The sequence below is a fragment of the Micromonospora sp. NPDC047738 genome, from assembly GCF_040642675.1.
GTDB lineage: Bacteria > Actinomycetota > Actinomycetes > Mycobacteriales > Micromonosporaceae > Micromonospora.
Genome location: NZ_JBEYSO010000001.1, coordinates 174010 through 200227, shown reverse-complemented (window position 1 = coordinate 200227; position 26218 = coordinate 174010). Strand labels below are relative to the sequence as shown.

General features: G+C 72.3%; 22 protein-coding genes. 14 read left to right on the top strand and 8 right to left on the bottom strand.

Features of this window, described 5'->3' with window-relative positions; translation table 11 throughout:
* Positions 1-42 precede the first annotated feature (42 nt).
* Positions 43-798, bottom strand: a complete 756-nt coding sequence (locus ABZ783_RS00960; RefSeq protein WP_357433433.1) for an amino acid ABC transporter ATP-binding protein — start codon at positions 796-798, stop codon at positions 43-45.
* 195 nt (positions 799-993) lie between these two features.
* Here ABZ783_RS00960 and selD point away from each other — a divergent pair, with 195 nt between their 5' ends.
* From selD to miaB, 3 genes are all read left to right on the top strand, one after another.
* Positions 994-1983, top strand: a complete 990-nt coding sequence (selD, locus tag ABZ783_RS00955; RefSeq protein WP_357433431.1) for a selenide, water dikinase SelD — start codon at positions 994-996, stop codon at positions 1981-1983.
* A 202-nt stretch (positions 1984-2185) separates the two neighbouring features.
* Complete coding sequence (locus ABZ783_RS00950) at positions 2186-2665, top strand: hypothetical protein (protein ID WP_357433429.1); 480 nt, start codon at positions 2186-2188, stop codon at positions 2663-2665.
* Positions 2666-2752: 87 nt separating this feature from the next.
* Positions 2753-4252, top strand: coding sequence for a tRNA (N6-isopentenyl adenosine(37)-C2)-methylthiotransferase MiaB (gene miaB / locus ABZ783_RS00945; protein WP_357433427.1), 1500 nt, complete (start codon positions 2753-2755; stop codon positions 4250-4252).
* Positions 4253-4310: 58 nt separating this feature from the next.
* Here miaB and ABZ783_RS00940 read toward each other — a convergent pair whose 3' ends face one another.
* The gene (locus tag ABZ783_RS00940; RefSeq protein ID WP_357433425.1) at positions 4311-5909 is read right to left on the bottom strand and encodes a cellulase family glycosylhydrolase; all 1599 of its coding nucleotides are present in this window, start codon (positions 5907-5909) and stop codon (positions 4311-4313) included.
* A gap of 451 nt (positions 5910-6360) precedes the next feature.
* Positions 6361-7569 (bottom strand): DUF349 domain-containing protein, encoded by a 1209-nt coding sequence (locus ABZ783_RS00935; protein ID WP_357433423.1) that lies wholly within the window; start codon positions 7567-7569, stop codon positions 6361-6363.
* Between the two features lie 201 nt (positions 7570-7770).
* On the opposite strand from ABZ783_RS00935, the gene ABZ783_RS00930 reads away from it, so the two are divergent.
* The 3 genes from ABZ783_RS00930 to dapF are packed head-to-tail and all read left to right on the top strand — an operon-like array spanning position 7771 to position 10257.
* On the top strand, positions 7771-8496 hold the full coding sequence (locus ABZ783_RS00930) for a hypothetical protein (protein ID WP_357433421.1): 726 nt from the start codon (positions 7771-7773) through the stop codon (positions 8494-8496).
* Entirely contained in the window at positions 8493-9404 is a 912-nt protein-coding gene (gene miaA, locus ABZ783_RS00925; RefSeq protein WP_357433419.1) for a tRNA (adenosine(37)-N6)-dimethylallyltransferase MiaA, read from the top strand. The genes ABZ783_RS00930 and miaA overlap by 4 nt, the downstream gene beginning before the upstream one ends.
* A gap of 7 nt (positions 9405-9411) precedes the next feature.
* Positions 9412-10257 carry a diaminopimelate epimerase gene (gene dapF / locus ABZ783_RS00920; RefSeq protein WP_357433417.1) on the top strand — a complete coding sequence of 282 codons (846 nt, stop codon included), beginning with the start codon at positions 9412-9414 and terminating at the stop codon, positions 10255-10257.
* A 236-nt stretch (positions 10258-10493) separates the two neighbouring features.
* Here the strand turns inward: dapF and ABZ783_RS00915 are convergent, their stop codons facing one another.
* Positions 10494-11966, bottom strand: a complete 1473-nt coding sequence (locus ABZ783_RS00915; RefSeq protein WP_073832656.1) for an NAD-dependent malic enzyme — start codon at positions 11964-11966, stop codon at positions 10494-10496.
* A gap of 194 nt (positions 11967-12160) precedes the next feature.
* Here ABZ783_RS00915 and hflX point away from each other — a divergent pair, with 194 nt between their 5' ends.
* Both hflX and ABZ783_RS00905 read left to right on the top strand, forming a co-directional pair.
* Positions 12161-13624 (top strand): GTPase HflX, encoded by a 1464-nt coding sequence (hflX, locus tag ABZ783_RS00910; RefSeq protein ID WP_357433415.1) that lies wholly within the window; start codon positions 12161-12163, stop codon positions 13622-13624.
* A gap of 50 nt (positions 13625-13674) precedes the next feature.
* Entirely contained in the window at positions 13675-15336 is a 1662-nt protein-coding gene (locus ABZ783_RS00905) for a hypothetical protein (protein WP_357433413.1), read from the top strand.
* Between the two features lie 44 nt (positions 15337-15380).
* Here the strand turns inward: ABZ783_RS00905 and lexA are convergent, their stop codons facing one another.
* Positions 15381-16166 carry a transcriptional repressor LexA gene (gene lexA, locus ABZ783_RS00900; protein ID WP_357433411.1) on the bottom strand — a complete coding sequence of 262 codons (786 nt, stop codon included), beginning with the start codon at positions 16164-16166 and terminating at the stop codon, positions 15381-15383.
* A gap of 562 nt (positions 16167-16728) precedes the next feature.
* Here lexA and nrdR point away from each other — a divergent pair.
* The 4 genes from nrdR (at position 16729) to ABZ783_RS00880 (ending at position 22157) form a co-directional block, all read left to right on the top strand.
* Complete coding sequence (gene nrdR, locus ABZ783_RS00895) at positions 16729-17223, top strand: transcriptional regulator NrdR (protein ID WP_357433409.1); 495 nt, start codon at positions 16729-16731, stop codon at positions 17221-17223.
* Positions 17224-17272: 49 nt separating this feature from the next.
* Complete coding sequence (locus ABZ783_RS00890; RefSeq protein ID WP_357434287.1) at positions 17273-20146, top strand: vitamin B12-dependent ribonucleotide reductase; 2874 nt, start codon at positions 17273-17275, stop codon at positions 20144-20146.
* Positions 20147-20496: 350 nt separating this feature from the next.
* Positions 20497-21225, top strand: coding sequence for a nucleotidyltransferase domain-containing protein (locus tag ABZ783_RS00885; protein WP_357433407.1), 729 nt, complete (start codon positions 20497-20499; stop codon positions 21223-21225).
* The gene (locus ABZ783_RS00880; RefSeq protein ID WP_357433405.1) at positions 21222-22157 is read left to right on the top strand and encodes a DUF2332 domain-containing protein; all 936 of its coding nucleotides are present in this window, start codon (positions 21222-21224) and stop codon (positions 22155-22157) included. The genes ABZ783_RS00885 and ABZ783_RS00880 overlap by 4 nt, the downstream gene beginning before the upstream one ends.
* On the opposite strand, the gene ABZ783_RS00875 is transcribed toward ABZ783_RS00880, so the two are convergent.
* Complete coding sequence (locus ABZ783_RS00875; protein WP_357433403.1) at positions 22141-22596, bottom strand: DUF6010 family protein; 456 nt, start codon at positions 22594-22596, stop codon at positions 22141-22143. The genes ABZ783_RS00880 and ABZ783_RS00875 overlap by 17 nt on opposite strands.
* 83 nt (positions 22597-22679) lie before the next feature.
* On the opposite strand from ABZ783_RS00875, the gene ABZ783_RS00870 reads away from it, so the two are divergent.
* A complete protein-coding gene (locus ABZ783_RS00870) occupies positions 22680-23672 on the top strand; it encodes a helix-turn-helix domain-containing protein (protein WP_357433401.1) in 993 nt (330 codons plus the stop codon).
* Here ABZ783_RS00870 and ABZ783_RS00865 read toward each other — a convergent pair.
* Together ABZ783_RS00865 and ABZ783_RS00860 are read right to left on the bottom strand one after the other, a co-directional pair.
* Entirely contained in the window at positions 23585-24817 is a 1233-nt protein-coding gene (locus tag ABZ783_RS00865) for a DUF6596 domain-containing protein (RefSeq protein WP_357434286.1), read from the bottom strand. The genes ABZ783_RS00870 and ABZ783_RS00865 overlap by 88 nt on opposite strands.
* A 65-nt stretch (positions 24818-24882) precedes the next feature.
* Positions 24883-25224: a YciI family protein gene (locus tag ABZ783_RS00860; protein WP_357433399.1), complete on the bottom strand. Its 342-nt coding sequence runs from the start codon at positions 25222-25224 to the stop codon at positions 24883-24885.
* A 183-nt stretch (positions 25225-25407) separates the two neighbouring features.
* Here ABZ783_RS00860 and ABZ783_RS00855 point away from each other — a divergent pair, with 183 nt between their 5' ends.
* Complete coding sequence (locus ABZ783_RS00855) at positions 25408-26196, top strand: hypothetical protein (RefSeq protein WP_357433397.1); 789 nt, start codon at positions 25408-25410, stop codon at positions 26194-26196.
* Positions 26197-26218: the final 22 nt, after the last annotated feature.

Here is a 26218-nt window from a genome sequence, read left to right as displayed (position 1 = left end):
CGACAGAAGCCGCCGGGGGACGGCGCGCTCCACTACGAATGCCTAGTGCGTGAGAATCTTGGAGAGGAAGTCCTTCGCCCGCTCGCTGCGCGGGTTCGCGAAGAACTCCGTCGGCGGTGCGTCCTCGACCAGCTGACCGTCGGCCATGAAGATCACCCGGTTGGCCGCGTGCCGGGCGAAGCCCATCTCGTGGGTGACCACCACCATGGTCATGCCGTCGCGGGCCAGCGAGGTCATCACGTCCAGCACCTCGCCGACCATCTCCGGGTCGAGCGCGCTGGTCGGCTCGTCGAAGAGCATCGCCTTGGGCTGCATGGCCAGCGCACGGGCGATGGCCGCCCGCTGCTGCTGGCCGCCGGAGAGCTGGGCGGGGTACTTGTCGGCCTGGTTGGCGATGCCGACCCGGTCGAGCAGGGCCAGGCCGCGCTCGCGGGCGGCGGCCGGCTTCTCCCTGCGGACCTTGACCGGGCCGAGCGTGACGTTCTCCAGGATGGTCTTGTGCGCGAAGAGGTTGAACGACTGGAAGACCATGCCGACCTCGCTGCGCAGCTTCGCCAGCGCCTTGCCCTCGGCCGGCAGCGGCTGCCCGTCGAAGGTGATGGTGCCCGAGCTGATCGGCTCCAGCCGGTTGATCGTCCGGCAGAGCGTCGACTTGCCGGAGCCGGAGGGGCCGATCACCACGACCACCTCACCCCTGCCGACGGAGAGCGAGACGTCGTCGAGCACGTGCAGCGGGCCGAACCACTTGTTGACCCCGTCCAGCACGATGAGCGGTTCGCCCGTCGTCACGTCGTCCACCGTCCCTGTCCGTGGAGATAAGCGGGGTCGGTCGACCCCCGGTTGGGCAACTCTAGGCGGGGCCACATGGCGGAACGCAACTCGAACGGTCACAGTGAGGTAACACCGGTCGCCCACGTACCGGGGAGTCCGATTTCTGCCACGTACCGGCCCGCTCCGGTGGCGGACCGGGCACCGCGCGGAGATCATGTGGGGATGACCCATCCGCTCCGGCTGACCGATTACGCCCGCGGCGGCGGCTGCGCCTGCAAGATTCCGCCCGGCGAGCTGGAGGCGATGGTCGCCGGGCTCGGCCCGGCCGCCGGCGCCGCCGACCTGCTGGTCGGCCTCGACCACGGCGACGACGCCGCGGTGGTCCGGCTGGACGAGCGGACCGGCCTGGTGAGCACGGCGGACTTCTTCACCCCGGTGGTGGACGACGCGTACGACTGGGGCCGGATCGCCGCGACCAACGCGCTTTCCGACGTGTACGCCATGGGCGGCACCCCACTGGTCGCGCTCAACCTGCTCTGCTGGCCCCGGGAGGTGCTGCCGGTGGAGTTGGCCCGGGAGGTGCTGCGCGGCGGCCAGGACGTCGCCCGGGAGGCCGGCTGCCACCTGGCCGGCGGGCACAGCGTGGACGATGACGGCCCGAAGTACGGCCTGGCGGTCAGCGGCGTGGTGCGGCCGGAGGAACTCATCACCCTGGACGCCGGCCGGGCCGGCCTGCCGTTGTCGCTGACCAAGCCGCTCGGCGTCGGGGTGCTGAACAGCCGGCACAAGCGGACCGGGGAGCGGTTCCCGGAGGCGGTCGCCTCGATGACCCGGCTCAACCGGGACGCGGCCCGGGCGGCGATCGCCGCCGGCATCCGTTGCGGCACCGACGTCACCGGGTTCGGGCTGCTCGGGCACGCCTCGAAGCTGGCCCGGGCCAGCCGGCTCACCATCGCCATCGACGCCGCGGCCGTGCCCTACCTGCCCGGTGCCCGGGAGGCGCTGCGGGACGGGTACGTCAGCGGCGGCACCCGCCGGAACCTGGACTGGGTGACCCCGTGGACCGACTTCGGCGGCCTCGACGAGGGGGAGCGGCTGCTGCTGGCCGACGCGCAGACCTCCGGCGGGCTGCTGGTGGCGGGCGAGATCCCCGGCGGCACGGTGATCGGCGAGCTGCTGCCCGCCAGCGAGCACCTGATCCGGGTCCGCTGACCGCCATGTCGCTCTCCCGGACGGGGCACCATACCCGATAAACTGTCATCTTCCCGCTACTCGAAGCGATGACGCTCGAGGAAATTTTGCCCGGAATGGTCACAGACCGGTAACTTGCCCCCGGCTGAGGTCAAATGCACCCCACCATCGTCAGTAAGGCCCGATCCGGAGGCCGGTGGGACGAGCACAGCGAGGAGGCGGCATGACCGAGCTGTGGAACTGGAGAATTGACGGCGCGGCGCCCGTGGAGGTCTACCCGGCGCTGGCCGAGGCGCTCGGCCGGGTGGTGATGCCCCTCGCCGTCGCCGACCCGGCCCGACTGCCCGCGTACGCGGTGGTCTGTGACGTCTGGGAGGCGCCGGGGGTGTACGGCACCATGGTCGACTGTTACGGGGTGCCCGAGCGCCTGCCCGAGCTGCCCAGCATCGCGGCGCTGGCCCGGCTGCTGGACCGCAACTGCCTGATGCGCGACGACACCCTCGACGCCGGACGGCACCTGCTGGTCGCCCCGGACGGCACGATCCGCCCGGTGCACTTCGACGTGGTCGAGACCGACGAGGGCGAGGTGCTCAGCGACCAGCGGCTCTGCACCGTCGCCCACCCCGGGTGCCGGGGCTGGTCGCAGTGCCACCGCTCGCGCTGGGCCCCCGACTCGGTCGCTCCCGCGCTCGCCGCCGCCTGAGCGGACCCGGCACGGCCGGGCCGGCCGGGGTCAGGCCCGGGCGGTGGGTGGGGTGCCGGGCTTCGGCCCGGATACGCTGTCCGGGTCATGACTACCGCAGCCGCGGGCAGCCCGCGTACCTACCAGGTGCGCACGTACGGCTGCCAGATGAACGTGCACGACTCCGAGCGCATCTCCGGCCTGCTCGAACAGGCCGGTTACGTGCGCGCCGCCGAGGCCGACGAGCAGCCCGACGTGGTGGTGTTCAACACCTGCGCGGTCCGGGAGAACGCGGACAACCGGCTCTACGGCAACCTCGGTCATCTGCGTCCGGTGAAGGACAAGCACCCCGGGATGCAGATCGCGGTCGGCGGCTGCCTGGCTCAGAAGGACCGCGGCGAGATCGTCCGCAAGGCCCCCTGGGTGGATGTGGTCTTCGGCACGCACAACATCGGCTCGCTGCCGGTGCTGCTGGAGCGGGCCCGGCACAACGCCGCCGCCGAGGTGGAGATCCTCGAGTCGCTCGAGGTCTTCCCCTCCACGCTGCCCACCCGGCGCGAGTCGACGTACGCCGGCTGGGTGTCGATCTCCGTGGGCTGCAACAACACCTGCACGTTCTGCATCGTGCCGTCGCTGCGCGGCAAGGAGAAGGACCGCCGCCCCGGCGACATCCTCTCCGAGGTGCGCGCCCTGGTCGACGAGGGCGTGCTGGAGGTGACCCTGCTCGGGCAGAACGTCAACTCCTACGGGGTGGAGTTCGGCGACCGGTACGCGTTCGGCAAGCTGCTGCGCGCCTGCGGCGACATCGAGGGCCTGGAACGGGTCCGATTCACCAGCCCGCACCCGAAGGACTTCACCGACGACGTGATCGCCGCGATGGCCGAGACGCCGAACGTCTGCCACTCGCTGCACATGCCGTTGCAGTCGGGCTCCGACGACGTGCTGCGGGCCATGCGCCGCTCGTACCGGTCGGAGCGATACCTGGGCATCATCGAGAAGGTCCGGGCGGCCATGCCGGACGCGGCGATCACCACGGACATCATCGTCGGCTTTCCCGGCGAGACCGACGCCGACTTCGAGCGGACCCTCGACGTGGTCCGCGAGGCCCGGTTCGCCTCGGCGTTCACCTTCCAGTACTCCAAGCGCCCTGGCACCCCGGCCGCGACCATGGACGGCCAACTCCCCAAGCAGGTCGTGCAGGAGCGGTACGAGCGGCTGATCGCGACGGTGGAGGAGATCACCTGGGCGGAGAACAAGAAGCTCGTGGGGGAGACCGTCGAGGTGCTGGTCGCCGTCGGCGAGGGACGCAAGGACGAGCGCACCGGCCGGATGTCCGGCCGGGCCCGGGACGGCCGCCTCGTGCACTTCGATGCCGGCAGTCTGGCCGGGCAGATCCGCCCCGGCGACATCGTCCACACCACCGTCACGTACGCCGCGCCGCACCACCTCAACGCCGACGGCGAGCCGCTGTCGCACCGGCGTACCCGGGCCGGCGACGCCGCCGAGGCGGGGCGCGCCCCGCGTACCCCGGGCGTGCTGCTGGGGCTGCCCACGATCGGCGCGCCGGCCGCGGTGCCCACGCCCGCGACCGGCTGCGCCGCCCACTGACCGATCGGGGCCCCGCCGGACGGCGGAGCCCCGACCGGTCCCGGCGGGATGTCGGGCCTCAGCAGGCCGTGCCGTTGAGCTTCACGGCGGCGGGGGTGGCGGCCGTGCCGTTGGCGGTGAAGCCGATGGTCACCGAGGCGCCCGGCGCGAGCGACCTCGCCCAGTCCGGGGCGGCGGCGGTGACGGTCGTGCCGGACTGGGTGACAGTCGCGTTCCAGCCGCTGGCCAGGGTGACCCCGGCCGGCCAGGTCCAGGTCACCGACCACGGGTTCACCGCGCCGGTGCCGTTGTTCTGCACGGTCAACTCGCCCTGGAAGCCGCCCTGCCACGCGTTCACCTGCTGATAGCCGGCAGTGCAGGCGCCGGTCGCCGGCGGCGGCGAGGACGATCCGGTGGGTGTCGGGCTCGGGCCGCCCCCGCCACCCACGGGCGGGATCAGGTACGGCTGGAGGATGTCCTGCTTGGCCTGGTTGATCGTGGTCCAGTCGTCGTTCGCGATGCCGCCGGTGTCACCCGAGTTCGGGTTCCACGACCAGTAGGTGAAGGACATCCCGTTCACCCCGGTCCCGGTGTAGGCCATCAGGTTCTGCAGCCACACCCGGTCCTTCGGGTCCTGGAGCGTGGTGCCGAACTCGCCCATCATGATCGGCGCGATGTTCTGCTTGTGGAGGTAGCCCCAGTACCGGTCCCAGATCGCCGGCATGTTCGCCGGGTACGTCGGGTCGTCGAACCAGGCCTGGCGGTAGACGGAGGTCGCGTACTCGTGCGGGGAGTAGACCAGCCGGTTGGCCACGTTCAGCCGGACCGGGAACTGCCCGGCCTTGGACAGGTTTCCGCCCCACCAGCCACAGTCCTCGTCGTTGCTCGGGTCGCCGTCCCAGACGTTCGACAGGCCGCCGCTGGGGCAGCTCACCCCCTCCACGAAGATCAGCCAGTTCGGCTGCACCGCGAGGATCTCGTTGCCGGCCCGCTCGGCGGCCAGCCGCCAGTCGCGGGCGGCGACGCCGCAGCCCCAGCAGGCGCCGGTGGCGGCCGGGTTGGTGCCCTCGGCGTGCGGCTCGTTGTGCAGGTCGGCGCCGATCACCGTGGGGTTGTTCGCGTACCGCCGGGCGAGGGTCTTCCAGTCGGCGATCCAGGTCGCCTCCGAGACGGTGGAGGTGTACCAGAGCGGCGACTGGCCGGCCGAGGTGGGCCGGTGGCGGTCCAGGATGATCCGCATCCCCTTGCCGCCGGCATAGTCGATGACCTTGTCGAGGATCTGCAGCGGGGAGAGCCCGACCAGGTCCGGGTTGACGTAGTCGTTGATCCCGGTGGCCGTCGCGCCCGGCTTCAAGGCGTCGTTCGAGTACGGGACGCGCAGCGTGTTGTAGCCCAGCCGGGCCATGGTGTCGAGTTGGCTGCGCCACGGGTTGCTCGACCACAGACCGTGGAAGGTCTTGTTGTCGGTCTCCATGCCGAACCAGTTGATGCCGGTCAGCCGGACCGTGGCGCCCGTGCTGTCGACGATCTTGTTGCCGCTGGTGTGCAGGTAACCGGTGCCGGTCCCGGCGACGGCGGCAGCGGCCGGGGCGGTGCTGACGGCGGCGGCGACGAGGACGCCGGCCGCGGCGGTGGCGAGCGCCACGAGGGCGCCGCCGAGGGCGGTGGGTCGGTGCATGCGAGCTCCACTTCGGATGCCCGCGCCGCGCAGGCGCCGCGGGCGGAAGGACCAGGGGAGACGGCCCGCTCGTCATCGAGTACGCGGACAGCAGCGACGGGCCGTGTCACGTGGACGGCCACTCGTGGGGGATCACCGGCGACCCGCGACGGCGGGACTCGCCGTCGGTGCCCTCGCGCCGGAGCTCGACCTGGCTCTGCCGCCATTCTGATCAGCCCACCTCGATGCGTCAACCACCCGCCCGAACCCTGTGGAGAAGGCGCTTTCCCGCCTCGTCCCGCGGTGTTCCATCCGCAAGATCGCGCTCGATCCTGGATCGAGTGGCCTCCGGCTCGCGTCGATGCCACTACTTCCCGGTTCGAGCATGGTTTTGGCGCAGGGAGCAGGGGACCGGGATATGCGGGAGCCCCCGGTCCCGTGGCGGGACCGGGGGCTCCCGGGTGTGCTCAGTTCAGCTTGCCTGCTCGGCCAGCTGGAGGAACTGCCGCTTCGAGGCGAGCGCCTGCTCGGCCTCCTTGATCCGCCGGGTGTCGCCGGCGGCCTGCGCCCGGGCCAGCCGCTCCTCGGCCTCGGCGACCTGCGTACGCATCTGGGCCAGCAGCGGGCTGTCCTCCTTGGTGGTACGCCGCCACGCCGAGTCCATCACCTCGCGGACCTTCTCGTCCACGACGCGCAGCCGGCGCTCCAGCCCGGCGGCGGCCTCCCGGGGCACCCGGCCGGCCTCGTGCCACTGCGCCTGGATGTCCCGCAGCTTCGCCTGGGCGCCCTTCGGGTCGCCGTCGATGTCGAGCCCCTCGGCCTCGGCGAGCAGGGCCTGCTTGCGCTCCAGGTTGGCGCGCTGCTCGTTGTCCCGCGCCGAGAAGACCTCACTGCGCCGGGTGAAGAACTCGTCCTGCGCCGCCCGGAACCGTTCCCAGAGCTTCTGCTCGGCCTCCTTGGACGCCCGCGGTGCGGACTTCCACCGGGCCATCAGGTCCTTGAGCTGGTTGGCGGTGACGCCCCAGTCGGTGGATTCCTTGAGCTTCTCGGCCTCGGTGACCAGCTCCTCCTTGATCGACTGCGCCTGCTTGCGCTGCTGGTCGAGGGAGGCGAAGTGGGCACCCCGCCGGCGGGTGAAGCCGTCCCGGGCGGCGGCGAACCGCTTCCACAGCTCACCGTCGGTCTTCTTGTCGACCCCGCGGATGGTCTTCCACTCGTCGAGGATCTCCTTGAGCCGGTCCCCGGCGGTCTTCCAGCCGGTCGACTCGGCGGCCAGCTTCTCCGCCTCGTCCACCAGGGCGGTCTTGCGGGCCAGCGCCTCGCTCCGGGCGGCGTCCCGGGCCGCCCTGGCCTCGCCGGCCTTCTCCTCGGCCGTCGCGGCCAGCTTGTCCAGGCGCGCGGCCAGCGCGTCGATGTCGCCGACCACGTGTGCCTCGGCCAGCGAGGCGCGGATCCGCTTGATCGTGGTCAGCGAGTGGCCGGCGTCCGCCGCGCCCGAGTTGAGCCGGGCCTCGGTCAGGTCCACCTCCGTCACCAGATCAGCGAACCGCCGGGCGAAGTGGGCCAGCCCCTCCTCCGGGGCTCCCGCCTGCCAGGATCCGACCACCCGCTCGCCTTCGGCGGTCTTGACGTAGACGGTGCCGTCCTCGTCCACCCGTCCGAAGGCAGTCCAGTCGCTCATGTGCCCATCCTCGTTCTCCCGGCGTCGACGGGAGGTCCCGCGATCGCCGCCACGGCGCAGCAAAGTTACTTCCGGCATTGTCACAGGTCCGACCCGGTCCGTGTCGAGCGCCTGTCGTCGACCGTGACCATACGGTGTCGTAGGGCCCCGATGACCGGATCGGCGCGGGGACGCACCGGGGGGTACGGATAGGTTGGACCCGTGCCTCTGGTCGCCGCCGCCGTCTGCCCCCATCCGCCCCTGATCGTGCCCGAACTGGCCGGCGCCGCCGCCGGTGAGCTGGACGACCTCCGCGCCGCGGCCGACGGCGCCCTGGCCCGGCTGCTCGCCGCCGCTCCCGAGGTGATCCTGCTGGTGGGCGGCGGGCCGGAGAGCAGGGTCTTCGGCTCCGCCGACTCGGGGTCGCTGCGCGGCTACGGCCTCGACCGGCCGGTGCGGTTGTGGAAGACGGCCTGCTCCGGGGCGGAGGTCCTGCCGTTGAGCCTCACCGTCGGCGCGTGGCTGGTCGGCCGGACCGGCACCGAGCTGCCCCGGCTGGCCCGGTCCGTCGCCGACGGCGCGACGCCGGCGGAGTGCGCCGAGCTCGGGGCGGCCCTCGCCGGCGAGACCGAGCGGCGTGCCGCGGTGCTGGTGCTGGGGGACGGGTCGGCGTGCCGGGGCACCGGGGCGCCCGGCTACGACGACCCGCGCGCCGAGGCGTACGACGACGGGGTGGCCCGGGCCCTGGCCGGCGCGGACGCCGCGGCCCTGCTCGGCCTGGATCCGGTACGGTCCGCGGAGCTGAAGGTCGCCGGGCGGGCGCCCTGGCAGGTGCTGGCCGGCGCGGTCCGCGGGGCCGGCGGCGACTGGCGCGGTGACCTGGGCTACTACCGGGCCCCCTACGGGGTCTCCTACTTCGTGGCGAACTGGGACCGGGAGCAGCGGTGACCGGCCCGGTGGTGGCCGTGGTCGGTCCGACCGCGGCCGGGAAGTCGGCGCTGAGCATCGCCCTCGCGCACGCCCTCGACGGCGAGGTGGTCAACGCCGACTCGATGCAGCTCTATCGGGGCATGGACATCGGCACCGCCAAGCTGACCCTGGCCGAGCGCGACGGCGTGCCGCACCACCTGCTCGACATCTGGGAGGTGACCGAGCCGGCCAGCGTCGCCGAGTATCAGCGGCTGGCCCGCGCCGCGGTCGACGACATCCTGGCCCGGGGGAAGGTGCCGCTGCTGGTCGGCGGCTCCGGCCTGTACGTGCGGGCGGTGCTGGAGCAGTTCGAGTTCCCCGGCACCGACCCGGCGGTGCGGGAGCGGCTGGAGGCGGAGCTGGTGGTGGCCGGCCCGGCCCCGCTGTACGCCCGGCTGCAGGCGGCCGACCCGGTGGCGGCGGCCGGCATCCTGCCGACCAACGGGCGGCGGATCGTCCGGGCACTCGAAGTGATCGAGCTGACGGGGGCGCCGTTCACCGCCTCGCTGCCCGAGCCGACGCCGTACTACCCGTCGGTGCAGCTCGGCGTGGACCTGGACACCGCGCTGCTGGACGAGCGGATCGCGTTGCGGGTGGACCGGATGTGGGCCGACGGGCTGGTGGCCGAGACGCAGACGCTGGTCGGCCGCGGCCTGCCCGAGGGGCGTACGGCCAGCCGGGCCCTCGGCTACCAGCAGGTGCTGCGGTTCCTGGCCGGGGAGCTGACCGAGGCCGAGGCGCACGCCGAGACGATTCGGGCCACCCGCCGGTTCGTCCGGCGGCAGCGGTCCTGGTTCCGGCGCGACCCGCGGATCCACTGGCTGGACTCGGCCTCGCCTTCGTTTCTCGACACTGCGCTGCGGGTGGTCGCCGAGCATCGGCAATGATGGGGGCGTGGAGTTCACCAAGGGCCACGGCACCGGCAACGACTTCGTCATCCTGCCCGACCCGGACGGGGCGCTCGACCTGGCGCCGGGCCTGGTCGCCGCGCTCTGCGACCGGCGGCGCGGGATCGGCGGGGACGGCGTGCTGCGGGTGGTGCGGGCCGCCAAGCACCCGGAGGGCGCGGCCCTGGCCGGTGAGGCCGAGTGGTTCATGGACTACTGGAACTCCGACGGCTCGTTCGCGGAGATGTGCGGCAACGGTGCCCGGGTCTTCGTGCGCTACCTGCTGGAGACCGGGCTGGCCACCCCGTCGGGTGCGGCGCTGCCGGTGGCCACCCGGGCCGGCGTCGTGCACGCGCGGGTCGAGGGGGAGGCCATCGCCGTCGAGATGCGCCGCCCCCGGGTGTACGACACCTCCACCGCCGCCCTGGGCGGACTGACCCTGACCGGCGCGGCGGTGGACGTGGGCAACCCGCACCTGGTCTGCGCCCTGCCCGCCGCCCTGGAGCTGGCCGGCCTGGATCTCACCCGGGCACCCGACGTGGATCCGGCGGTCTTCCCCGCCGGGGTGAACGTCGAGTTCACCGCCCCCGGCGAGCCGGTCGCCGGCACCGACGGGCACGTGCGGATGCGGGTCTACGAGCGGGGCTCCGCCGAGACGCTCTCCTGCGGCACTGGGGCCTGTGCCGTGGCCGCGGTGGCCCTGCGGGACGCCGGCCGGGACACCGGCACCATGGCCGTGGACGTCCCCGGCGGCCGCCTCACGGTGACCGTGACCGACGACTCCTGCTGGCTCTCCGGCCCCGCCGTCCTCGTCGCCACCGGCACTGTCACCCTTCCCACCCTGCTCCCCTGACCGCCCCCGCCTCGCCCCACCGCCCAGGCCGGGTTGATCAAGAAGTTTGCGTCCCGATCCCGCGCCCTGACGACCCAAACCCTTGGTCAACACGGCCGCAGTCGACGATCATGAGGTTGGCTGAGGGTTTTGTCCGGATTGGTGTGGCCAAGGTCATGATCGGCGGCCGGTGGCGCGTCTATGGGTGCGTTGGTTGTCGCGTAGCGGCAACCAACGCACCCAAGAGGGCGGGTCGGTCAGGGGATGGCGCTGGCCTCGGCGGCGATCTCGGGGAGGTCGGCGGGACCCGGGTCGGCGGCCGGGGGCGGCGTGGCGCCCGGGTTCTGCGCGGCGGCGCGGACGGCGGCCGCCACGGCCGGGGCGACCCGGGCGTCGAAGACGCTCGGCACGATCACCGTCGGGTTGATCTTGTCCTCGCCGACCACGTCCGCGATGGCCCGGGCCGCCGCGATCGCCATCTCCTCGGTGAACTCCTCCGCGTGCGCGTCCAGCATGCCGCGGAAGACGCCCGGGAAGGCGAGCACGTTGTTGATCTGGTTCGGTTGGTCGGAGCGACCGGTGGCGACCACCGCGGCGTACTTGCGCGCCTCCCGCGGGTCCACCTCCGGGTCCGGGTTGGCCAGCGCGAAGACGATGGCGTCCTTGGCCATGGTGGCGATGTCGTCGCCGGTGAGCAGGTTCGGCGCGCTCACCCCGATGAACACGTCCGCGCCCTCGACCGCCCCGCGCAGGTCGCCCGCGTAGTTGTCCTTGTTGGTGTGCTCGGCCAGCCACTGCCAGGCCGGGTTGAGGTCGGCCAGCCCGCGGTGCAGGGCGCCCTGGCGGTCGTACGCGATGATGTCGCCCACCCCCTGCCGGAGCAGCAGCTTCATGATCGCCGTGCCGGCCGCGCCGGCGCCGGAGACGACCACCCGGACGTCCGCGAGCTGCTTGCCCACGACGCGCAGCGCGTTGGTCAGCGCGGCGAGCACGCAGATCGCGGTGCCGTGCTGGTCGTCGTGGAAGACCGGGATGTCCAGCGCCTCGCGCAGCCGGGCCTCGATCTCGAAGCAGCGCGGCGCGGCGATGTCCTCCAGGTTGATCCCGCCGTACGCGGGCGCGATCGCCTTGACGATCGCCACGATCTCGTCGGTGTCCTGGGTGTCCAGCACCACCGGCCAGGCGTCCACCCCGCCGAAGCGCTTGAACAGCGCCGCCTTGCCCTCCATCACCGGCAGCGAGGCGGCCGGCCCGAGGTTGCCCAGGCCGAGCACGGCCGAGCCGTCGCTGACCACGGCGACCGTGTTGCGCTTGATGGTGAGCCGGCGGGCGTCGGCCGGGTTCTCGGCGATCGCCTGGCAGACCCGGGCCACCCCCGGGGTGTACGCGCGGGACAGCTCGTCGCGGGTGCGCAGCGCCACCTTCGAGCTGACCTCGATCTTGCCGCCGAGGTGCAGCAGGAACGTCCGGTCGGAGACCTTGCGGACGTCCACCCCCTCCAGCGCGGTCAGCGCCTCGACCACCTGGTCGGCGTGGTTGGCGTCGGCGGTGTCGCAGGTGAGGTCGACGATCACGTGCGCCGGGTCGGAGTCGACCACGTCGAGCGCGGTGACGATGGCGCCGGCCTCGCCCGCCGCGGTGGTCAATCGGCCGATGGAGGAGGCGTCGGCGGGTACCGCGATCCGGATCGTTATCGAGAATCCGGCACTCGGCAGTCGGCTGATGGCCACGAAAACTCCTCCGTCATCACTGCGGTTCGCCAGGCATTTCTACTCGCTCGTCGAGTTTGCCCGGCAGCCGGCCCCGCTACTGGTGGGTACGGCCACGGGCATATAGCAGGTGCATCCGGCGTTGCCACATGTCAGGATTGCTCGTACGCGCCGAAAATCCCTCGGCAGCGGACAGAACGGACAGGAGACGCAGTTTGCGAGACCAGGAGACCTACGTACCCTTCGAGGACGACGAGCTCGACGCCACCACCGGCGAGTACGAGCTGTCGGAGCGGCAGGCGCTGCGGCGGGTCCCCGGCCTCTCCACCGAGCTCACCGACATCACCGAGGTCGAATACCGCCAGCTGCGGCTGGAGCGGGTCGTCCTGGTGGGCGTCTGGACCGAGGGGACCCAGGAAGACGCGGAGAACAGCCTCACCGAGCTGGCGGCGCTGGCCGAGACGGCCGGCTCGCAGGTGCTCGAGGGGCTGATCCAGCGCCGCAACCGGCCCGACCCGGCCACGTACGTCGGTCGGGGCAAGGTCGACGACCTGGGCGCGGTGGTGCTCTCCACCGGCGCCGACACGGTGATCTGCGACGGTGAGCTGTCCCCGTCGCAGCTGCGCAACCTGGAGCAGCGCACCAAGGTCAAGGTGGTCGACCGGACGGCGCTGATCCTCGACATCTTCGCCCAGCACGCCAAGAGCCGCGAAGGTAAGGCCCAGGTCGAGCTGGCCCAGCTCGAATACCTGCTGCCGCGACTGCGCGGTTGGGGTGAGACGCTCTCCCGGCAGACCGGTGGTAGCGGCCGCGGTGGCGGCGCCGGCGGTGGCGTGGGCCTGCGCGGCCCCGGTGAGACCAAGCTCGAGACCGACCGGCGCCGGATCCGGCACCGGATCGCCCGGCTGCGCCGCGAGATCAAGAGCATGACCACGGTACGCCAGACCAAGCGCGCCCGCCGGACGCGCAACGCGGTGCCCGCCGTGGCCATCGCCGGCTACACCAACGCCGGCAAGTCCAGCCTGCTCAACCGGCTCACGGGCGCGGGCGTGCTGGTGGAGAACGCGCTGTTCGCCACCCTGGACCCGACCACCCGCCGGGCCACCACCTCCGACGGCCGGCTCTACACCCTCTCCGACACTGTCGGGTTCGTCCGGCACCTGCCGCACCAGATCGTCGAGGCGTTCCGCTCGACGCTGGAGGAGGTCGCCGACGCCGACCTGGTGGTGCACGTGGTCGACGGCACCCACCCGAACCCGGAGGAGCAGGTGCGGGCGGTCCGTGAGGTGCTCGCCGAGGTGGGCGCCGACCGGCTGCCCGAGCTGCTGGTGGTCAACAAGACCGACGCGGCCGACGAGGAGACCCTGCTGCGGCTCAAGCGGATCTGGCCCGAGGCGGTCCTCGTCTCCGCGCACACCGGGGGCGGGATCGAGGGGCTGCGCGAGACGATCGAGCAGCGGCTGCCGCGCCCGGCGGTCGAGGTCCGCGCGGTGCTCCCGTACGACCGGGGTGACCTGGTGGCCCGGCTGCACCGGCAGGGCGAGGTGCTGAGCACCTCCCACCTGCCCGAGGGCACGCTGCTGCACGTACGGGTCAACGAGGCGCTCGCCGCCGAACTGGCGCCGTACCGGGCGGGGGACCGGCTCGCCAGCGGAGAGCGGGTCGGCGTCGGCCGGTGAGCCGTCCGGCGTCACCCGGCCGTAACCCGAGGCGTGCGACACTTGGCGCCATGCGGCATGCTGTCTCCTCGGTCACGATCGCGCTCGGCCTGGTCGGCGCGGTCGTGGCGCCGGCCGGGGTCGCCCTGGCGGCTCCCGTCACGGCCTCCGCGCTGGCCGCGGCTCCCAAGAAGAAGTGCACGATCGAGGACAAGCGGCTGCGTGAGCTGTCCGGCCTCGTCGCCACCACCAGCGGCTACGTGGTGATCAACGACGGCAGCGAGCAGGACAGCCTCAAGAAGGTCTTCTACCTCGACGCCAAGTGCAAGATCGCGAAGGAGCCGGTCCGCTACTCGGGCGACGGGCCGTTCGACACCGAGGACCTCGCGCTCGGTCCGGATGGCAGGACCCTCTGGATCGCCGACACCGGCGACAACATCACCAGCAAGACCCGCCGAGAGCGGGTCGCCGTCTGGACCATGCCGCTCGACGGGTCCAAGAGGCCGGTCCTGCACCGCCTGTCCTACCCGGGTAACGAGCCGCACGACGCCGAGGCGCTGCTGATCGGTGACGACAACCTGCCGTTGATCATCACCAAGGACACCTCGGGCAAGTCGGAGATCTTCACGCCGGAGGCGAAGCTCAAGAACGGCGACACCGACCCGGTGCCGATGAAGAAGGTCGGCGAGGTCACCCTGCCCAAGACCAGCACCGACAGCAAGCTGGGCGCGCCGGGCCGACTGCTGGTCACCGGTGCCGCCCGCTCGCCCGACGGCACCAAGGTCGTCCTGCGCACCTACGCCGACGCGTTCGAGTTCGACGTGGCCGGCGGCGACATCGTCAAGGCGATCACCACCGGCAAGCCCCGGGTCACCCCGCTCGCCGACCTGTTCGGCGAGGCCATCTCCTACACCCCGGACGGCAAGCTCTTCGTCACCGTCTCCGACGTCGGTTTCCTCGACGCCTCCGAACCGGTCGACATCCTCAGCTACACCCCGTCGACGAAGGGCGTGGAGGCGCTGCCGAACCCTGGCAAGGAGGTGACCAAGGCGACCGCCGAGAAGTCCTGGCTCGACGGGCTGACGCTTGACCAGATCACCTACCTGATCGCCGCGGTCGGCGTGATCGGCGCGCTGATGGTCGGCGCCGGCATCGTCGGCATCCTGCGCGCCCGCCGTAAGCCCGCGAAGGCCGAGGAGCCGGCCGAAGAGCGCGGCGACGAGTCCTTCCCGCCGGGCAACCGGCCGGACAGCGCGCCGCGCGGCGGCGGGGTCTACGGCGGGGGCGCCAGCGGCGGGGTCTACGGCGGCGGTGGCGGCCACGGCGGTGGCGGTGGTGTCTACGGCGGCGGTCCGGGGAACGGCGCTCCGGGCCGACCGGCGGGCGGCGGCGTGTACGGCGGTGGCCGGCCCCAGGAGCGCGGCGGCGGTCGTGGTGGCGGCGTCTACGGCGGGGGCCAGCGGGGCGGTGGCCGCCCGCAGGGTGGCAGCGCCTACGGTGGCGGCCCGCAGCAGGGCGGTGGCGGGTACGGCCGCCCGCCGCAGGGACGCGGCGGCCACGGCGGCGGACCCCAGGGCGGGGGCGGGTACGGCGGCGGCCGTGCCGAGCCGCCCCGAGGCGAGCCGGACTACCGGGACCCGCGCAACGGCCGGGGCCACGGCGGCTACGACGAGCGGGGCCAGTACGGGCCGGTGTCCGGCGGCGGCCGGGAGTATCGGGGCGACCGCTACTGACGTGGCACGGGTGACCGCCGCGGTGGCGGTCACCCGTTCGGAGGTCAGATCCGGCGCAGCACGGCGACCACGCGACCCATGATGGTGGCGTCGTCGCCCGGGATCGGGTCGAAGGCCGGGTTCTGCGGCATCAGCCAGACGTGCCCGTCGCGGCGCCGGTAGGTCTTCACCGTCGCCTCGCCGTCGAGCATGGCCGCCACGATGTCGCCGGCCTCGGCGTTCGGCTGCTGCCGGACGACCACCCAGTCGCCGTCGCAGATCGCGGCGTCGAGCATCGAGTCGCCCTTGACCTGGAGCATGAAGACCTCGCCCTCACCCACCAGCTCGCGGGGTAGGGGGAAGATGTCCTCCACCGCCTGCTCGGCGAGGATCGGGCCACCGGCGGCGATCCGGCCCAGCATCGGCACGTACGCCGGGGCGGGCCGCTGCGCGCGGGCGGTCTCGTCGTCGAGCACGTCGCCGGGGGCGCGGACGTCCACCGCGCGCGGCCGGTTCGGGTCGCGGCGCAGGAAGCCCTTCTTCTCCAGCTCCTTGAGCTGGTAAGCGACGCTGGACGGCGAGACCAGGCCGACCGCCTCGCCGATCTCGCGCACGCTCGGCGGGTAGCCGTGGCGCTCCACCCAGGTGCGGATGAACTCCAGGATCCGGCGCTGCCGGGCGGTCAGGTCGACCGTGGTCGGGTCGGGGAAGGTGCTGACCACCGGTGTGACCGGGCGTACGGCGGGCTGGGCGGCCCGGGTGCGCGCGGTGCGGGGTCGACGGGTCGCCGGCGGACCCGCCCCGTCGATCGGCTGCGGGTTCTTCTGCCGGCTGGCCCGGTCCTCGGTCACGTCCGTCCTCCCTGGTCGGCGCTGGGTGCCTTGGCGGCTCGTGGTGCGTACTCGGGTGGTGCTGGTGCTGGCGACCGACTCGACGCGACACGCCGTGTCCGGTCGTTGTTGACCGTATAGGTGAGATCAGCCATTTTCAAACATCTGTACGACCTGTTGTCGGCGTGTCGTGGCGAAATCCTGGATTTCCGAACGCCTGTTCTGGTAAATGGTACGTCGCTGTCGAACGCGTGTTCCAATGAACGCGACGGTTCAGGGCCGGGCGGTAACCCTCCGAGGTGTCGGCCGTTGGGCTTTCGGCGACCTGGGAAGGGTGGGGCGGGTGAGTGATTCTGATGACGCGCGCGACACGCGCGCCAACTTGACCTCGCTAGGGCGACGGCATACGGTCGACCCCTAGATGTAGTAGTCACACGGGCGTAAGTCGCCTACAGGTTGGGTTCAACTACCGAACGCACTCCCGTACCGTCAACCCGGCGTCAGCCATCCGACATGGCTTCGTCGCGGTGACGCGTGCCCGGAGCCGGTCGGGGTGCCCGCGGTCGATGAAGGAGGTCAGGCGATGCGGTGTCCGTACTGCCGGCACGCCGACTCTCGGGTGGTCGACTCGCGGGAGGCCGACGACGGCCAGCTCATCCGGCGGCGGCGGTCCTGCCCGGAGTGCGGCAAGCGGTTCACCACCGTCGAGGAGGCGGTGCTCGCGGTGGTCAAGCGCAGTGGGGTGACCGAGCCGTTCAGCCGCACCAAGATCATCGGCGGGGTGCGCAAGGCGTGCCAGGGCCGGCCGGTCGACGACGACTCCATCGCGCTGCTGGCGCAGAAGGTCGAGGAGACCGTGCGGGCCAAGGGGGCCGCCGAGATCCCCAGCCACGAGGTCGGGCTGGCCATCCTGGGGCCGCTGCGCGACCTGGACGAGGTGGCCTACCTGCGGTTCGCCAGCGTCTACCGGTCGTTCGACTCGCTCGCCGACTTCGAGCGCGAGATCGAGACGCTGCGCGCGGCCGCGCGGGCCCGGGCCGGCGACGAGCCGGTCGAGGCCGCCGGCCTGACCAGCTGAAGTCTTTCGGATTACTGACAGATTGGAACGCGCGGTGGGTGACCGCGCAATCGAGGGGGGCGACGTCGTGACGACGAGTAAGTCACGGAACAGGGCCGGGGCGGGGCTGAAGATCGAGCGGGTCTGGACGACCGAGGGGGTGCACCCCTACGACGAGGTCGCCTGGGAGCGCCGCGACGTCGTGATGACGAACTGGCGGGACGGCTCGATCAACTTCGAGCAGCGCGGGGTGGAGTACCCGGAGTCCTGGTCCGTCAACGCGGCCAACATCGTGACCACCAAGTACTTCCGGGGCGCGGTGGGGACCCCGGAGCGCGAGTGGTCGCTCAAGCAGCTGATCGACCGGGTGGTCGGCACCTACCGCACCGCCGGTGAGGAGTACGGCTACTTCGCCACCCCGGCCGACGCGGAGGTCTTCGCGCACGAACTGACCTGGATGCTGCTGCACCAGGTGTTCAGCTTCAACTCGCCGGTCTGGTTCAACGTGGGCACGCCGTCGCCGCAGCAGGTCAGCGCGTGCTTCATCCTGGCCGTCGACGACTCGATGGACTCCATCCTCGACTGGTACAAGGAGGAGGGGCTGATCTTCAAGGGCGGCTCCGGCTCCGGCGTGAACCTGTCCCGGATCCGCTCCTCCAGGGAGCTGCTCTCCTCCGGCGGCACCGCCTCCGGCCCGGTCAGCTTCATGCGCGGCGCGGACGCGTCCGCGGGGACCATAAAGTCCGGCGGCGCCACTCGGCGCGCGGCCAAGATGGTCATCCTCGACGTGGACCACCCGGACATCGAGGAGTTCGTGGTCACCAAGGCGCGCGAGGAGGACAAGATCCGCGCGCTCCGGGACGCCGGCTTCGACATGGACCTGGGCGGCGCCGACATCGTCAGCGTGCAGTACCAGAACGCCAACAACTCGGTCCGGGTCTCCGACGAGTTCATGACCGCGGTGGAGAACGGCGGCGGCTTCGACCTGCGCGGCCGGCTCGACGGGCAGACCATCGAGACGATCGACGCCAAGAAGCTGTTCCGGACCATCTCCCAGGCCGCCTGGGAGTGCGCCGACCCCGGCCTGCAGTACGACGACACCATCAACGACTGGCACACCTGCCCGGAGACCGGGCGGATCACCGCGTCGAACCCGTGCTCGGAATACCTGCACCTGGACAACTCCTCGTGCAACCTGGCCTCGCTGAACCTGATGAAGTTCATGCGCGCCGACGGCAGCTTCGAGGTGGCGAAGTTCGTCAAGTCGGTCGAGCTGGTCATCACCGCGATGGACATCTCGATCTGCTTCGCCGACTTCCCGACCGAGAAGATCGGCGAGACCACCCGCGCCTACCGGCAGCTCGGCATCGGATACGCCAACCTGGGTGCGCTGCTGATGGCCTCCGGCCTGCCGTACGACTCGGCGCAGGGCCGGGAGGTCGCCGCGGCGATCACCTCGCTGATGACCGGCACGGCGTACCGCCGCTCGGCCGAGCTGGCCGGCATCGTCGGCGCGTACGACGGCTACGCCCGCAACGCCGAGGCGCACAAGCGGGTCATGCGCAAGCACGCCGCCGCCAACGACGCGATCAAGCCGGCCGGCACGGTGGCCACCGCCATCCAGCGGGAGGCCACGAAGCAGTGGACCCTGGGCAACAAGGTCGGTGACAAGAACGGCTGGCGGAACTCGCAGGCCAGCGTGCTCGCCCCGACCGGCACCATCGGTCTGATGATGGACTGCGACACCACCGGTGTCGAGCCGGACCTGGCCCTGGTCAAGTTCAAGAAGCTGGTCGGCGGCGGCTCGATGCAGATCGTCAACCAGACCGTGCCGCGCGCCCTGCGCAGCCTCGGCTACCCGGAGGAGCAGGTCGAGGCGATCGTCGAGCACATCGCCGACCACGGCCACGTGGTCGACGCCCCCGGCCTCAAGCCGGAGCACTACCCGGTCTTCGACTGCGCCATGGGCGAGCGGTCCATCGCGCCGATGGGCCACGTGCGGATGATGGCGGCCGTCCAGCCGTTCATCTCCGGCGCCATCTCCAAGACGGTCAACATGCCGGAGCAGGCGACCGTCGAGGACGTCGAGAAGATCTACTTCGAGGGCTGGAAGCTCGGCCTCAAGGCGCTGGCGATCTACCGGGACAACTGCAAGGTGGGCCAGCCGCTGTCGGCCGCCAAGCCGAACAAGGCCGCCGCGTCGACCGAGGCCCCGGCCCAGGTCGAGAAGGTGGTGGAGAAGGTCGTCGAGTACCGGCCGGTGCGCAAGCGGCTGCCGAAGAAGCGCCCGTCGGAGACCATCTCCTTCTCGGTCGGCGGCGCCGAGGGCTACCTCACCGCCTCGTCGTACCCCGATGACGGCCTCGGCGAGGTCTTCCTCAAGATGTCGAAGCAGGGCTCGACCCTGGCCGGCGTGATGGACGCCTTCTCGGTGGCCATCTCCATCGGTCTCCAGTACGGCGTCCCGCTGGAGACGTACGTCAGCAAGTTCACCAACATGCGCTTCGAGCCGGCCGGCATGACCGACGACCCGGACGTGCGGATGGCGGCCTCGGTGATGGACTACATCTTCCGTCGCCTGGCCCTGGACTTCCTGCCGTACGAGCGCCGCGCGGAGCTGGGCATCTTCACCGCCAAGGAGCGGGCCGCCCAGCTCCAGGCCGAGGCGGAGGCGGAGGCGAACGGTGCGGACCTCACCGCGATGGCCGCCTCCGCCCCGGTCGAGGCGCCGGAGCCGAAGGCGGTTGTCCAGCCGAAGCAGGAGGTCGCGGAGGTCGCCGCCGTCAAGCCGGCGCCGTCGGTGGGCTCCAGCACCGAGCTGCTGGAGGCCGTGATCGGCAAGGCCGCCGACGCGCCGCTCTGCTTCACCTGCGGTACGAAGATGCGGCCGGCCGGTAGCTGCTACGTCTGCGAGGGCTGCGGCTCCACCAGCGGCTGCAGCTGACGTTTCACCGTCTCGCGAGCGCGGCAGGGCTTCCTGCCGCGCTCGCGGCGTTTCTGGGTGGGCGTCGGGCGCCACGGCCCCACGCGTGCCGGGCAGCCTGACCGATGGTGGTTCGCACGCTATGGACCTGACGTCGCAAACGATTCAGCTGCGGCTCCAGCTGCTCCCGGCGTCACCCCGACTTCGACCAGGAAGTCTGGGATGCGATGGTCCGCCAGCACCAGAGCCAGCATCTGGCGGAGATCTCGCGGCGGCGTAGGTCCCGCCAGCCGAGCGAGGGTGCTGGATGATGGCGACGCTCACACCGACACAGGGCAGGTTGCGGCGCGGAAGCTCCATAGACTGCCGTCATGGTGACGTCACCGCCCGTCGTCGAGGAGTTCGGCCGGGAACTTGCGGCGCTCGGCTGGGTCAGCGGGCTGCTGGTCGCCGGATCGCTGGCGACCGGCGACTACCTACCCCGGGTCAGCGACCTCGACCTGGTCGCCCTGGTCGACGGCCCGGTCGACGCGGCCCGGCAGGCCACGCTCGCCGATCTGCACCGGCGCCTCGACGCCGGCACCGGCTCAGGGCTGCACCTCGGCTGCGTCTACGTCGACACCGCGTTGGCGCTCGACGTCGGGGTGCGGCATCCGACCTGGACCCACGGGCAGCTCGTCCAGCGCATCCTCTCCGGGATCACCCGGGCCGAGCTGGTGCGGCACGGGTACCCGATCTTCGGCCCCGTGCCCCGCGACGTCTTCCCGCCGATGAGCGCCGACGACGTGCGCGCGGCGGCCCGTGCCGAGCTCACCGGCTACTGGGCCTGGGCCGCCCGGCGTCCGTGGCTGTGGTGGGATCCCGTCATCGCCGACCTCGGTCTCACCTCGATGGCCCGGGGGCGCCACGCGCTCGGCGCCGGCGAACTGCTCACCAAGTCCGGAGCCGTCCAGCAGGCCGCCGCCCCGGCCTGGCTGATCGACCAGCTCGCCGCCCGGCGTCGCGGGGAGAGCGTCTCCTCGCCCCGGCTCCGCACCGCCCTGATCGCCTGGCGGGACGCCCGGCGGACCGTCGCCCGGGCACGAAGGGAGGGGCAATGACCACCGCGGCCACCTACGCGAGGTTCGGCGCCCGCGAGGCGCACGGTATGTCCCCCGCGTACGAGCGGCTGGCCCTGGCGGTGTCCCAGGACGGTGAGTTGCTCGCCCTGCTGGAGGCGCTCCCACCCGCCAAGCGGCAGCCGAACCTGCTGTTCGCCGTGGTCCGCCTCCTCGGCGGGCCGGTCGAGGATCCGGCCGCGTTCCACGCCTACACGTTGGCGAACTGGCCGGCGATCGAGGCGGAGCTGCGTACCCGGTCGACCCAGACGAACGAGGCCGGACGGTGCGCCGTACTGCTGCCGGTGCTCGCCGCGCTGCCGCAGCCGCTCGCGTTGCTGGAGGTCGGCGCGTCCGCCGGCCTGTGCCTCTACCCGGATCGCTACGCCTACCGCTACGGCGAGCACCTGCTCGGCGGGGGCGAGCCGGTCCTCGACTGCGTGGCCACCGGGATGGCGCCGCCGACCCGCCGGCCGGAGGTGGTGTGGCGGGCCGGCCTGGATCTGAACCCGCTCGACGTGACCTACCCGGCGGACGTGGCGTGGCTGGACGCGCTCATCTGGCCCGAGCACACCCACCGTCGTACCCGGTTGCGGGCTGCGGCGGCGGTCGCCGCGGCCGACCCGCCGCTGCTCGTCCGGGGCGACCTGGTGGACGACCTGCCGGCCCTGGCCGCGCAGGCACCGGCCGGCGCCACCCTGGTGGTGTTCCACACCTCGGTGCTGTACCTGGTGCCGGAGACCCGCCGGGCCGCGTTCGCGGAGGTGGTGCGCGCGCTGCCCAGCCACTGGATCGCGAACGAGGCGCCGGACGTGCTGCGCTACGACGCGCTGCCGGCGCCGCCGACCGAGATGCATCACAACGTGCTCGCGCTGGATGGCAGGCCGCTCGCCTGGACCCGCGGGCACGGCCAGGCGATCACCTGGTTCGGGTAGCGCCTCCGACGCCCGGGCCGGCGGCCGTCGCGTCGCCCGGCGACGAAGACGGCAGCAGCCGTCGCACCAGGTCCGCCACCGACCAGCCGCCGGTGAAGGCCCAGACGGCGATGACCGGGTCGCAGATGGCGCAGCCGTGCGAGGAGCCGGGCAGGAACGGGATGATCGGCGCCCCCTTCAGATGGTGGACGACGTCCCAGGCGGTGTGCAGCAGCCAGCCGATGCCGATCCAGGTCCACGACTGTAGGCCCCGCCAGGCCACGTACGTCATCAGCGCGACGATGGGGAACTCCCAGACCCCGAGGCCGCCGCCGCTGAGGTACGCCGCCCCGGCCCCACCCACCATGATCGCGTTGACGGTGCGGCGGTGCGGTTCGCGGATGAACGCGTTGAGGCATACGTACTGGAGGCCGATGAGCACTGGCGCGAGGATGGTCATGGTGGCCGATTCTGGGGCTCGGCCGGGGCGCCCGGCAGGGGCCGGCGTGCCAACCGTCGACGGATTCCCGCCAGGATGGACGCATGCATCAGGTGGTGGTCCTCGCCTACGACGGCGTCGTCCCGTTCGACCTGTCCGTGCCGGTCGAGGTGTTCGGCCGGGCGCGCCGGGCGGACGGTAGCCCGGCCTACGGGGTGCGGGTCTGCGCCGGCACGGACGAGGTGCGGGCCGGAGCGGTCAGCCTCCGGGCGCCGCACGGTCTGTCCGCGCTGGCCGAGGCCGACACGGTCGTCGTACCGGGGGTGGCCGACGTCGACGCGGCGCTGCCCGCGGCGGTCCTCGACGCGCTCGCCGCCACCCCGGCCCGGCTGGTGTCGATCTGCACCGGCGCCTTCGTGCTGGCCGCCGCGGGGCGGCTGGACGGCCGGCGGGCCACCACGCACTGGGCCGCCGCGGCCGAGTTGGCCCGCCGCCACCCCACCGTCACCGTCGACCCCGACGTGCTGTTCATCACGGACGGGCCGGTGCTGACGTCGGCCGGCGCGGCGGCCGGGCTCGACCTGTGCCTGCACGTCGTACGCAGCGACCACGGCGCGGCGGTGGCCGCGGACACCGCGCGCAGCTGCGTCATGCCGCTGGAGCGCGCCGGTGGTCAGGCCCAGTTCATCGCGTACGAGCCGCCCGCGCCGGCCGGGCTCAGCCTGCAACCGCTGCTGGTGTGGCTGACCGACAACCTGCACCGCCCGCTCACCCTGGCCGACATCGCCGCGCACGCCGCGATGAGTACGCGCAGCCTCAGCCGGCACTTCCGAGACCAGACCGGCACCACACCCGTGCAGTGGCTCAACCGGCAGCGGATCCGCCGTGCCCAGCAGCTGCTGGAACGCACCGACCAGCCGGTGGAACGGGTCGGCACGCTCGTCGGCTTCGCCTCCCCGACCGCCTTCCGCGAGTGCTTCCGCCAGCTCGTCGGCGTCCCACCCCGCGCCTACCGCGCCGCCTTCCCGCCCGCGCCGCGCGCCGGCCGCTCCTCGCCCTCGTCGGGAGTGAGGGAGGCGAGGCGGGTGGCGAGGTAGGCGCGTTCGGTGTCGTTGTCGACCAGGGCCAGGGCCGCCCGGTACGCCTCCGCCGCCTCCTGATGGCGGTCGAGGCGGCGGAGCAGGTCGGCACGGATCGCTGGCAGGTAGTGGTAGCCGGCCAGCCGGGCGTCCCGCGCCAGCGCGTCGACCTCGACCAGGGCGGCCGCGGGGCCGTCGGCCATCGACACCGCCACGGCCCGGTTGAGCGCCACGACCGGCGACGGCCAGCGCTTCAGCAGCTCGTCGTAGAGGCGTACCACCTGGGGCCAGTCGGTTGCGGCGTAGCTGGGCGCGACGGCGTGCAGTGAGGCGATGGCCGCCTGGAGCGCGTACCGGCCGACGTGGCCGGTCCGGAACGCGCCGAGGACCAGGCGGTTGCCCTCCTCGATGGCGGCCCGGTCCCAGGCGGACCGGTCCTGCTCCGCCAGCACCAGCAGCCGCCCCTCGGCGTCGGTACGGGTGGCCCGCCGGGCGTCGGTGAGCAGCAGCAGCGCGAGCAGCCCGCGTACCTCCGGCTCGTCGGGCATGAGCGCCAGCAGCATGCGGGTCAGGTGCAGCGCCCGGTCCACCAGGTCGGCCCGGACCAGCTCGGTGCCGGAGGGGGCGGTGTGCCCGGCCGTGTAGAGCAGATGGATGACGGTCAGCGCCGCGTCCAGCCGCTCGGGCAGCTCGGCGGCCTCCGGCACCCGGTAGGGGATCCGGGCGGCGGCGATCTTCTTCTTCGCCCGGGTGACCCGGGCGGCCATGGTCGACTCGGAGACGAGGAACGCCCGGGCGATGTCGCCGGTGCTCACCCCGCAGACCAGGCGCAGGGTCAGCGCGACCTGGGCCTCCCGGGCGAGCGCCGGGTGGCAGCAGGTGAAGACCAGCCGTAGCCGGTCGTCGGGCACCGCGTCCGCGCCGGGCTCGTCCGCCACCTCGGCCTCCGCCGGCTCCACCAGCAGCGGCAGCTTGGACCGGAACACCTTCTGCCGCCGCAGCACGTCGAGGGCCCTGCGCTTCGCGGTCGCGGTCAGCCAGGCGCCCGGCTTGTGGGGTACGCCGTCCCGCGCCCAGGCGTCCAGCGCGGCCAGGTACGCGTCCTGCACGCACTCCTCGGCGACGTCGAGGTCACCGGCGACGCGCGCCGTCGCGGCGAGCACGAAGGCCCACTCGCGACGGTGCACGTCCGCCACGGCACGTTCGGCCGCGGTCGTGCCGGCGTCGGTCACTCGGCCGGCGGGACGAACAGCGGTCGGACCTCGACGCCGCCGTCGATGGTTGCCGGGTTCAGCTTGGCGATCTTCAGGGCGACGTCCAGGTCGGGCGCCTCCAGGACGAAGAACCCGGCGACGACCTCCTTGGCCTCGATGAACGGGCCGTCGGTGACGAGGTCGCCGCGGACCGCTGTGGCGGTGGTGCTGGGCTGCAGCGCGAACCCCGTGACGATCCTGCCGCCCAGCTCCTCGACCTGGGCCGGGTACCGATCGAGCAGTGCCAGGTAGTCGGGCGTGATCTCCATCGGGTCGGCCGGCGCGGGCGAGTAGATCAGGACTGCGTACTGGGTCATCGGATTCTCCTCAGGTGGTCGTTTCCCTCTTCTGCCTCACCGACGGACGGGTCCCGCCCGATTCGACAACACCCCGGGGAAATTATCTTGCCCGTGCTCTGCGGCGGGTGCGGGGGCCGCCGGGGCAGCGGATGATCACGTACCATCCCGTCCGGCGCGTCCGACGACAAGGCGAAGGCGGCTATGGCGATCAATGATGGGCTCGGCCGGCGCCGGGTCACCGTTGTGGCAGTAGCGGTCACCGTAACCCTCGCACTCACCAGCGGTTGTTCTCTCCACCGACCTGCGGCCGACCAGGCGGCACCCCGAACCTCGACAGCCGCGGCGGCGCCGCCGGATGCGCCGGCCACGCTGCCCTGGGTGTCGGCGATGGTGGCTCGAAATGGCACCGACATCACCGTGTACAGCGGCCCGGGCGACGTTCGATGCAAAGAGCTCTGGCAACCGCAGGCCACGATCACTGAGCAGAAGGACGCCCAGGTGATCATCTCGGTGAACGCTCGCGTCATTGAGGCGGTCGACTGCGCCGCCAGCGGTGGCGCCGTTCCCATCGTCGTCTCACTGCCGAAGCCGCTCGGTGGCCGGGTGCTCCGCGACGCCGCCACCGGACTGACCCCGCCGATCTACTTCGAGCGTGATCTGCCGGACCTGCGCTCGGACAAGCGGTGGCGTCCGTTCTCGTCACACTGGATGTCGACCGACGAGGGCTGGCATCAGGGCTACAACGGCCCGGGAGGCTCAGTGCTGCTCGTGACCGCGCAGCGCACTGCGGGAGTGGACCTCCCCGACCGGGTCGGGACCCTCTCGATCGGCGCGCGTCACGGCACCGTCACCGGTGATCCAAGAAGGTCATGGACGATGTGGTGGGAGGTCGGGACGGTGACCTACTCCCTGCGGCTGGAGCCCGCCGAGGGTGGCACGTTCACGCTGAAGCAGTTCAAGCAGGAGATCGGCAGTATGCGCTGGAGCTAATTCCCGGGGTGGATCGGACACC

Excerpts from the sequence above, each read along its gene's own strand:
- selD (WP_357433431.1), top strand. The coding sequence starts at position 994 with ATGACCCATCCGCTCCGGCTGACCGATTACGCCCGCGGCGGCGGCTGC.
- ABZ783_RS00950 (WP_357433429.1), top strand. The coding sequence starts at position 2,186 with ATGACCGAGCTGTGGAACTGGAGAATTGACGGCGCGGCGCCCGTGGAG.
- miaB (WP_357433427.1), top strand. The coding sequence starts at position 2,753 with ATGACTACCGCAGCCGCGGGCAGCCCGCGTACCTACCAGGTGCGCACG.
- ABZ783_RS00940 (WP_357433425.1), bottom strand. The coding sequence starts at position 5,909 with ATGCACCGACCCACCGCCCTCGGCGGCGCCCTCGTGGCGCTCGCCACC.
- ABZ783_RS00935 (WP_357433423.1), bottom strand. The coding sequence starts at position 7,569 with ATGAGCGACTGGACTGCCTTCGGACGGGTGGACGAGGACGGCACCGTC.
- ABZ783_RS00905 (WP_357433413.1), top strand. The coding sequence starts at position 13,675 with ATGCGGCATGCTGTCTCCTCGGTCACGATCGCGCTCGGCCTGGTCGGC.
- nrdR (WP_357433409.1), top strand. The coding sequence starts at position 16,729 with ATGCGGTGTCCGTACTGCCGGCACGCCGACTCTCGGGTGGTCGACTCG.
- ABZ783_RS00885 (WP_357433407.1), top strand. The coding sequence starts at position 20,497 with ATGGTGACGTCACCGCCCGTCGTCGAGGAGTTCGGCCGGGAACTTGCG.
- ABZ783_RS00880 (WP_357433405.1), top strand. The coding sequence starts at position 21,222 with ATGACCACCGCGGCCACCTACGCGAGGTTCGGCGCCCGCGAGGCGCAC.
- ABZ783_RS00875 (WP_357433403.1), bottom strand. The coding sequence starts at position 22,596 with ATGACCATCCTCGCGCCAGTGCTCATCGGCCTCCAGTACGTATGCCTC.
- ABZ783_RS00870 (WP_357433401.1), top strand. The coding sequence starts at position 22,680 with ATGCATCAGGTGGTGGTCCTCGCCTACGACGGCGTCGTCCCGTTCGAC.
- ABZ783_RS00860 (WP_357433399.1), bottom strand. The coding sequence starts at position 25,224 with ATGACCCAGTACGCAGTCCTGATCTACTCGCCCGCGCCGGCCGACCCG.
- ABZ783_RS00855 (WP_357433397.1), top strand. The coding sequence starts at position 25,408 with ATGGCGATCAATGATGGGCTCGGCCGGCGCCGGGTCACCGTTGTGGCA.